Source organism: Pseudomonas sp. F1_0610, assembly GCF_047470865.1.
In the GTDB taxonomy this organism is placed as follows: Bacteria; Pseudomonadota; Gammaproteobacteria; order Pseudomonadales; family Pseudomonadaceae; genus JAZDRH01.
Map to the genome: position 1 here is coordinate 122,862 of NZ_JAZDRH010000007.1, position 8,925 is coordinate 131,786.

The window sequence follows — 8,925 nt, forward strand, 5'->3', positions numbered from 1 at the left end:
GCTATTTTGCAATTACTGATGAAACCTATAATTTGGGTAGTTTACCCATGCCCGGAATCATACCGCCAAGGCCGCGCATCAACTTGCCCATGCCGCCCTTGCCAGTAATCTTTTTCATCATTTTTTGCATTTGTTTATGCTGCTTTATTAAGCGACCTACATCTTGCACCTGAGTGCCTGAGCCTAAGGCTATACGGCGTTTACGTGATCCGCTGATAATGTCAGGATCACGACGTTCAGCCGGCGTCATAGAGTCAATAATCGCAGACATTTGCTTAAACTGTTTTTCAGCCACACCTTGCACATTGGCTTGCGATAAGTTAACTCCGCCCATGTTTGGCATTTTTTCAAGCAGACTACCTAGACCGCCCATATTATTCATTTGAGCGAGCTGATCACGGAAATCTTCAAGGTCAAAGCCTTTACCTTTTTTCAATTTCTGTGTGAGTTTAGCTGCTTTTTCTTTATCTAAGCCTTGCTCTGCTTGTTCAATCAGGCTGAGTACATCACCCATACCCAAAATGCGAGAAGCCACACGATCAGGATGGAAGGGGTCAAGCGCATCGCTCTTTTCACCCATCCCCAAGAACTTGATTGGTTTACCTGTAATAGCACGTACAGACAAGGCTGCACCACCACGGGCATCACCATCTACCTTAGTAAGAATAACGCCTGTAAGCGGGAGCGCATCATTAAAAGCTTTAGCTGTATTAGCCGCATCTTGCCCCGTCATGGCATCAACTACAAACAGTGTTTCAATCGGTTTAATTGCAGCGTGCAACTGACTAATTTCGTCCATCATTTCGCTATCAATAGCTAAACGCCCTGCTGTATCGACTAAAACCACATCAATGAATTTTAGCTTAGCCTCAGCAATGGCTGCTTTGGCAATATCAATAGGCTTCTGACTTATATCTGATGGGAAGAATGTAACACCAACTTCTGCTGCCAAAGTTTCAAGCTGTTTGATCGCTGCTGGACGGTAAACGTCAGCCGAAACTACCATCACACTTTTCTTTTTGCGTTCTTTTAAAAAGCGTGCGAGCTTACCAACACTGGTGGTTTTACCAGCACCTTGCAAACCGGCCATTAGTATAATAGCAGGTGGCGCAGCGTTTAACGCTAAGTCTTCATTAGCCGCACCCATGGTTGCTTCTAGTTCAGCTTGGACAATTTTTACAAAGGCTTGACCGGGCGTTAGGCTTTTAGATACTTCTGTACCTACAGCGCGCTCACGCACTGCATTCACAAAGTCTTTTACGACAGGCAAAGCAACGTCTGCTTCGAGAAGAGCCATACGCACTTCACGCAAAGTGTCCTTAATATTGTCTTCGGTAAGACGCGCCTTTCCTGTAATATGGCGCAACGTCTGCGACAAACGATCGGATAGATTCTCGAACATGCAGGTTCCTCTGTCTTTTATAAGGTTACAGCAAGCCTTTGAGTATACCTGAAATCGTCTTTTTCTACAGCTCCCAAGGCTGTGTATTCTTGATAGAATTTGCAAATTAAATAAAAGTCTGACTTTTCTCAAGTCCAGCTTGACCACGAGGTTTCTATGCGCTCTTTAGTTCTCGCTTCCAGTTCAAGTTACCGTAAGGCCTTATTAGATCGTTTACGGCTACCCTATCTCAGTGAAAGTCCTGATATTGATGAAACGCCATTAGCGAATGAAGAGGCTCAAGCTTTAGTCCAACGTCTGGCTATTAGTAAAGCTCAGGCATTAGCTAAAAAATATACTAACCATTTAATTATTGGCAGCGATCAGGTAGCTGTCTTAGATGGCCATATTGTTGGCAAGCCTCTTTGTTTTGACAACGCTTTTGCGCAATTAAAAGCAGCCAGTGGTAAAGCAGTCTATTTTTATACTGGCTTAGCAGTTATTGATAGTCAAAATCTTATGACTAAAATAAGCCTTGTTCCTTTTACAACCTATTTTAGACAATTATCGGATACTGAGATAACAAGCTACTTGCACGCTGAAAGCCCTTATGATTGTGCTGGTAGCTTCAAAGCAGAAGGCTTAGGCATTAGTTTGTTTGAAAAAATGGAGGGCAGTGACGCTACTAGTCTGATTGGCTTACCATTGATAGAGCTCTGCCGCTTATTACGTTTATTCTCTGTTACTATCCCTTAAAAACGCACACCAAATAACTGCTCAACATTATCATTGGTAATTGTTTCTAACTGTTCTGGTGTAACTCGTTTCGACTGCGCAACTGCCTGCAACACATAAGGTAGGTATTCTGGCTTATTGGTCTTATCTTTAGGTCGTTCTGGAAGGTTATGCGGTAATAAATAAGGCGCATCCGTTTCAATTAAAAGACGATCAAGTGGAATCAATTCAACTGCACGACGCAAATCTGCTCCTCGTTTTTGATCTGTCAACCACCCCGTAATACCTAGATAAAAGCCAAGTGCTAATAACTCTCTAGCCATATAGGTATTATCCGTAAAGCAATGCACTACACCTTTTAAACCTTGTTCGATGTAAGGCTGAGCAATACGTTTAAAGTCTTCTAGAATTTCTTGTGTACCTGTTTTAGTTAGCGCGCTCCGTAAATGCAAGAATACGGGTTTATTATGCTGAATCGCCAACTCAAGTTGTGCTTGGAAAGCCAGATGCTGTTCTTCTTTGCTAGAAAACATCCGATCTAAATCATAATCAAGACCACACTCACCTACAGCCACACAAAGAGGATGTTCAATTAGTCCTGTTAATTGCTCAGCTGCTTTCGCATCCCAGTATTTGGCATTATGTGGGTGAAAGCCCGCTGTAAAACGTGCACAGTCAGATAGTTCATCTGCAAGTTGGCATACTTTTTTTGACTCCTCTAACGAGGTTCCTGTCAAAATAAAGCCTTTGACTCCCTCTTTTAAAGCTTTACGGATTAGCTCGTGCTTATTTTTAAATCGTTTAGAGGCTAAATTTAAACCTATGTCGATCATTCGTTTATATTGCTCCTATGATACTTTTATTTGTGGTAACATTATTTAGCTGATTTACGGAACAAAGTAAACTTTTCTAGAGTAAAGTTTTTACAATAGATACCTGGTCAACATTAAGGAAACATAATGGCTAAAAATAAAATGAAAGGCCGCGGCAAGGCCAAATCAATGGTTGCCCAACCGCTCTACCGTAGCCGTACAGAGCGAGCAGTGAAAGGCAAAGGTAGTTACAACCGCAAAGCCTCTTGGAAAAACAGCCAAGAGGCTTTTTTAATGCTGGCAGCTTAATTTTTCTATTACTCGCACAATGACCATGATTAAGGTAACTATGTTTTTTTTGCGCCATTTCTGCTCTAGTTTTTTTATTTTTGTAAATTGTATACTGCTAAGCTTAGCTAGCCAGGCTGATACAGTTGACCCTCAACTCTATATCCAAAAACACGCACAAGCATTCCACATATGGGTCAGTGATTTCAAAAAGCAGGCGTTATCCAAGGGCATCCCTCAAACAACACTGGATGCAGCCTTTAAAGATATCACTTTAGATCCGCAGGTCATTCGTTTAGATAATACTCAACCTGAGTTTTCACGCCCCGTATGGGAGTACCTAGCCGGTGCTACCGCCCAAGGGCAAGTCAATATTGGTAAAAAAAATCTAAATGAACAGCAAGCGGTGTTAACAAAAATCGCACAAAGCTACCAAGTTGATCCCGAAATCATTGTTGCTATTTGGGGTATGGAAAGTGGTTATGGGGCCAATACAGGTAAGAGTAATGTATTTCGCTCACTGGCAACCCTAGCTTATGAAGGACGACGTGCTAACTTTTGGAAACAAGAGTTAATGGCCGCACTATCTATAGTACAAGCTGGCGATCGCAAGGTCACAGATTTAACCGGTTCATGGGCTGGAGCTATGGGCCAAACTCAATTTATGCCAAGTACTTTTTTACGCTTTGCCGTAGACTTTGACGGTGATGGTAAACGTAATATTTGGACTTCCAAAGCTGATGCTTTAGCTTCAACAGCTAACTACCTTAAGCATTATGGTTGGAAATACCAAATACCATGGGGAATGGAAGTAAAGCTGCCAGCAAACTTTAACTACCAACTGGCAGATGGTATTCAACAAAAAACAGTAGCTCAGTGGAAAGCTTTAGGGGTTAGAGGTTTCATTACTATAGATAGCAAACTTGACCAAGAAATAGCCACATTATTTGTACCAGCTGGTCATAAAGGAGCCGCTTTTTTACTACTGGATAATTTTCGTGTCATTATGCGTTATAACAATTCAACCGCCTACGCCCTCGCAATTAGCCTACTGGCAGATCAGTTCAAAGGTAAGGCCAATGTACAAAGTAGCTGGCCTACCGAGGATCGACCACTGTCTCGCTCAGAGCGTGTCGAAATGCAAGAAATTCTTAATGGTTTAGGCTATAACGCAGGTAGCACCGATGGCATAATAGGCATCAATACGCGCCAAGCTATTCAAGCGTTCCAAATAGACTACTCCCTTATCCCAGACAGCTACGCTAGTATTACATTACTTGATGCACTTAGAGCTGCTACCAAAGCAGCTATTACTCAATAATGTCTATCTGGGCATAACTAAGCTTAGCAGTACGACTAATAGCTTGTGCTGCTTTAGTAATCACTTCTTGCACTTCATAACCCTCTTGCCAAGCGACAATGGCAGCACTAAAGCTAGCAAAAACCTTTTCATTGGCTAAATCATAAACCAGTATTGAATAGGCTTTTAGCAATGTATCCAATATAGCTTTCACTTCAACAGATGTTTTCTGTTTAAAAATCAGTACTATTTTATTACCGCTATAACGCCCAATAGTTACTTCTGTTAAATTTTGCTTTAAAAATAATACAAAGCCTTTCAACAGTTGATCTCCAGCAGAATAACCATAGCGCTGATTAAAATAACGCAAATGATCAATACCTAACACCGCAAAACTAAGTGTGTAAAGACCTAAGGTTGCTTGTCTAATTTGATCCTCAGCAGCAAAAATAAAATACTCTCGATTATCTAGCTGCGTATAAGCGTCTTTACTTAGCTGACGCATAATATTGCGCCCACGTAAGGCTTTACACATAATTTGTTTTTGCAAATGATGCGCCTTTACCGGTTTTACAATAAACCCATCAGCGTCTTCCGTCAGGGTTAGAATACGTTTATCTAGCTCTTCTTCAGCCGACATGTAAAGAATTTGTGTGCCTGTGTAGCGACAGCTTTGGCGAATAACAGAGGCCAATTCATAACCAAAGCATTCTGGCATTTGCATATCCAACAAAATCACATCAGGTTTAAAGTCGGCCAGCTTATTTAAGGCTTCGTAAGGCTCATTGGTGGTATCTACTTTAAATTGCGTATGATCCTCTAGCATACGCTGTAGTAATAATGCTTGAGCGCGGGAATCATCAATAATTAGGATACGGTAAGCTGTACTTTTGCGATTATGTACATATCGTTCTAAGCTAGATAAAAAGTAACTTTCATCAGAAATACCTGAAAAGAAACCTGTATATTGGCGCCTAACCACCTCTAATCGAAAGGCGACATCACGATTAGGCTCAAATGAGAGCATAAATATCGGTAATTGCTTGTTTTCTTTATGAAACTCATTTAAAGCATCTAAATCAGTGGTACTGAGTTTGGCATCAACTATCAACACCACTGCCACAGGTAACTCCTTGGTACTGGCCTGTAGAAGCACCTCTGCACTATCAAAGGCTATTACGCGCCGTGCTAGATAAACTAAATGTGAGCTTAGTTTTTCAACCAGTGCTTCTGTTTGGCAAAGCACATAAATAGGCTGCTCAATAAAACCACTGGTTTCTAGGAGCTGATTGCGCTCTCCAAATTGTTTGATAGCTTCTTGCTCAAGGTTGAACATTAATGCATCAATTGGCTCTAATAAGCTTTTATCTAAAGTGGCATAAATAGCTTTTAATTGACGAAGTTCAGCAATAATTTTTTGTGTCAACTGACTATGAATTGTGCTGTGTTGGACACTAAATTCAAAATTTTTAAGCGTTGCCATTAAAGAAGCAAAAACATTTTCATAACCTGTTTGATGGAACTGTTGCCAGACAGTAATCACATCACGAGTTAAATGCGCTATTTGTAACATTGTTGTTTGCTGGTCTTGTAGGTTTTTTGGCAAAATTTCATCCATGGTTCTATCGCAAAAAATAAGTATGCGTATTCAACAATAGAATAGATGCTAAAGTATTGCCTAAGATTAACTCGCCGCCAGCATCACAAAGATTAAAAATAGCACTTGATTCATATCAAGATTATTTAACCGCTGCGTAAAACCTAATGTTGTTTTATAGTGTCGATAGCAAAAGCACTGTGATGCCAAAAGGAAACATGAATGCTTAATTGGAAAAGAAAAACCCGCAACACTGTAGGGAACTCTGTCGATGATGTACGGAGTTATTTTGGCGGCATTTGGTTTAGTAAAACCCTAGGAGCGGTCTTACTTATTTACCTCATTATCGCGGTTTTTGTTGGCTGGTATTGGAGTCAAGAGCCAAAGCTCTTTTCTGTCACAGTCAACGCAGAAGCGACCGCTCAAGCCAATCAACAAAAAATTGTAACAGGCTATACCAGTGTAGCCACTGTTAAACATCTTATGCAAACCATGCTAGATAAGCCAGGCGGCTATCTAACGAATGATAAATTTCCACCTGGTTTATGGTTAGATAACATCCCTTCGTGGGAACAAGGCGTTCTGGTTCAAGTACGTAATTTTTCGCGTGCATTAGTTAAAGACTTTACTCGTGCTCAGTCTCAATCCACCGAAGATACGGACTTAGCTGCCGCTTATGCTCGCTTTAACTCTGACCCGAATCGCTGGATGTTTCCTGCCACTGAAGAAGAATACCGTAAAGGTATCAACTACCTTAATGTCTATTTAAAGCGTATGAACACAGCCGATGGCAATGCTAAGTTTTATACCCGAGCAGACAACCTCAATAACTGGCTAGGCGATGTTTCAGCCAGCTTAGGAAACGTATCGCAAAGTTTATCTGCAAGCGTTGGTCGTACTAACCTTGTTGGCCAGCTTGAAGGAGACACTGAACATATTACCAAAACTCCTTGGCTGGAAATTGATAATGTCTTCTACGAAGCACGGGGCGAAGCATGGGCACTACTGCATCTGTTTAAAGCTGTAGAAGTTGATTTTGCTGATGTATTGGCTAAAAAGAACGCCACTGAAAGTGTCCGCAACATCATACGTGAACTAGAAGCAACACAGCATACCGTATGGAGCCCTATTATATTAAATGGTGATGGTTACGGTATATTGGCGAATCATTCCTTAGTGCTTGCAAACTATATATCTCGTGCAAACGCTACTATTTTAGAGTTGCGCCAATTACTCTCACAAGGTTAAACCTTGCGCTATACTAAGCGTCAAACTTATGTTTGGCGCTTTTCTAATGACATCTTATATTGGTCGATTTGCCCCCACTCCCAGTGGACCACTTCATTTTGGTTCCTTGCTAGCAGCCTTGGCTTCTTATCTTGATGCCAAAGCTGTAAAGGGCAAGTGGTTATTACGCATAGAAGATACCGATCCCCTACGTGAGCCTAAAGGTGCTTGCGACTCAATTATACGGACTTTAGAAGCTTATGGTTTACACTGGGACGGTGAAATAATCAAACAAAGTCAACGCCACAGAATTTACCAAGAAATCATAAATGATCTACTCAAAAAACAACTCGCCTATCACTGTGATTGCTCCCGTTCTCAACTTCAGCCTTTTGCTGTCTACCCAAATACTTGCCGTAATCTAAACAATAAAAACCCGACCTCTAGCGCCATCCGCATCAAAACTGAGGATAAAATCTATAGTTTTATCGATAGAATCCAAGGCGTTTTTAAGCAAAATATCAGTACTGATGTCGGCGACTTTATTATTAAACGCAAAGATCAATACTATGCTTATCAACTAGCAGTTGTGGTAGATGATGGATTACAAGGCATCACAGACGTGGTACGCGGTGCCGACTTACTTGATAACACACCAAGACAACTCTACTTACAAAAAATTTTAGGTTATACCCAGCCTAACTATTTACACATCCCGCTAATTACTATGCCTAACGGGCAAAAGCTCAGTAAATCTTATCGATCAGAGGCTATTGACCAGCAGCGTATTCACTTGAATCTATTACGTGCACTAAAGGCCTTAGGTCAAACAGCACCTAGCTACTTAAAAGAAGCGACGGCACAAGAGCTACTCTGTTTCGCCAGCGCTCACTGGGATGCAGAAAAAATACCCAAAACGCTATCTATACCAGAAGCACAGCTGACTTAATTTTATTTATAAAACAGAACACCATAGAAATCACTTACCTAACTGCCTTCCCTTTAAAAAGAGCATAACTTAGCTTTTTATTTAGCTTAAAATAGTGCGCACAAGTAGAATAACCAAACGAAAGACTAGCTTGCTAAGTACAGGCTTAAGCACTGAGTGTCCGAGCACAAAGGCAAGCAAAGCCTAGGTGTAAGAACGCTTCATCATCAGCGAACGAATTAAAACAGACGCCAAACGCATTTTTAAAAGATACCTTAGTAGCTATTTTTCTTACTAAGGGCAATAGACTAATGCTGGTTATTACCTTTCTTTATCTTACAGCGTTAATCTGCGATCTTTTAAACTTAGTGAAATTTCTACTACACAAATTACCCCGTAACAGTTAAGACTTCTTGCCTAAATGCTTTATTGGCTCACAGAGTATAAGACAGAGGTTGCTTTTATCCATTAGATTATAGGTCTTTATTGAAAGCGAAACAGGCGATTAAGCTTTATTTTTTACGGACATAAAAAAAATCCCAGCCTATTGCTAAGCTGGGATTTTGTTTTAGGCGCTTGACGGTGACCTACTCTCACATGGGGAGACCCCACACTACCATCGGCGATACATCGTTTCACTTCTGAGTTCGGGATGGG

At 41.0% G+C, this 8,925-nt stretch carries 8 protein-coding genes and 1 rRNA gene; 5 read left to right on the forward strand and 4 right to left on the reverse strand.

Annotated features, from left to right (window positions below):
- Window positions 1-25: 25 nt before the first annotated feature.
- Window positions 26-1,402 carry a signal recognition particle protein gene (gene ffh, locus VQ643_RS06150; protein WP_414198470.1) on the reverse strand — a complete coding sequence of 459 codons (1,377 nt, stop codon included), beginning with the start codon at window positions 1,400-1,402 and terminating at the stop codon, window positions 26-28.
- 156 nt (window positions 1,403-1,558) lie between these two features.
- On the opposite strand from ffh, the gene VQ643_RS06155 reads away from it, so the two are divergent.
- Window positions 1,559-2,137 (forward strand): Maf family protein, encoded by a 579-nt coding sequence (locus VQ643_RS06155; protein ID WP_414198471.1) that lies wholly within the window; start codon window positions 1,559-1,561, stop codon window positions 2,135-2,137.
- On the opposite strand, the gene VQ643_RS06160 is transcribed toward VQ643_RS06155, so the two are convergent.
- Window positions 2,134-2,949 (reverse strand): TatD family hydrolase, encoded by an 816-nt coding sequence (locus tag VQ643_RS06160; protein WP_414198472.1) that lies wholly within the window; start codon window positions 2,947-2,949, stop codon window positions 2,134-2,136. The two genes, VQ643_RS06155 and VQ643_RS06160, sit on opposite strands and share 4 nt — an antisense overlap.
- 126 nt (window positions 2,950-3,075) lie before the next feature.
- Between VQ643_RS06160 and arfA the strand changes: the two genes are divergently transcribed.
- Together arfA and VQ643_RS06170 are read left to right on the forward strand one after the other, a co-directional pair.
- Window positions 3,076-3,237 carry an alternative ribosome rescue factor ArfA gene (gene arfA, locus VQ643_RS06165; RefSeq protein WP_414198473.1) on the forward strand — a complete coding sequence of 54 codons (162 nt, stop codon included), beginning with the start codon at window positions 3,076-3,078 and terminating at the stop codon, window positions 3,235-3,237.
- Window positions 3,238-3,277: 40 nt separating this feature from the next.
- Window positions 3,278-4,537 (forward strand): lytic murein transglycosylase, encoded by a 1,260-nt coding sequence (locus VQ643_RS06170; protein WP_414198475.1) that lies wholly within the window; start codon window positions 3,278-3,280, stop codon window positions 4,535-4,537.
- Here VQ643_RS06170 and VQ643_RS06175 read toward each other — a convergent pair.
- Window positions 4,527-6,134, reverse strand: a complete 1,608-nt coding sequence (locus VQ643_RS06175; protein WP_414198476.1) for a response regulator — start codon at window positions 6,132-6,134, stop codon at window positions 4,527-4,529. The two genes, VQ643_RS06170 and VQ643_RS06175, sit on opposite strands and share 11 nt — an antisense overlap.
- Window positions 6,135-6,335: 201 nt before the next feature.
- On the opposite strand from VQ643_RS06175, the gene VQ643_RS06180 reads away from it, so the two are divergent.
- Window positions 6,336-7,361 (forward strand): DUF2333 family protein, encoded by a 1,026-nt coding sequence (locus tag VQ643_RS06180; RefSeq protein ID WP_414198478.1) that lies wholly within the window; start codon window positions 6,336-6,338, stop codon window positions 7,359-7,361.
- A gap of 46 nt (window positions 7,362-7,407) precedes the next feature.
- Window positions 7,408-8,289 (forward strand): tRNA glutamyl-Q(34) synthetase GluQRS, encoded by an 882-nt coding sequence (gluQRS, locus tag VQ643_RS06185; protein ID WP_414198480.1) that lies wholly within the window; start codon window positions 7,408-7,410, stop codon window positions 8,287-8,289.
- A 553-nt stretch (window positions 8,290-8,842) separates the two neighbouring features.
- Here the strand turns inward: gluQRS and rrf are convergent.
- Window positions 8,843-8,925, reverse strand: a 5S ribosomal RNA gene (gene rrf, locus VQ643_RS06190); the annotation flags it as partial.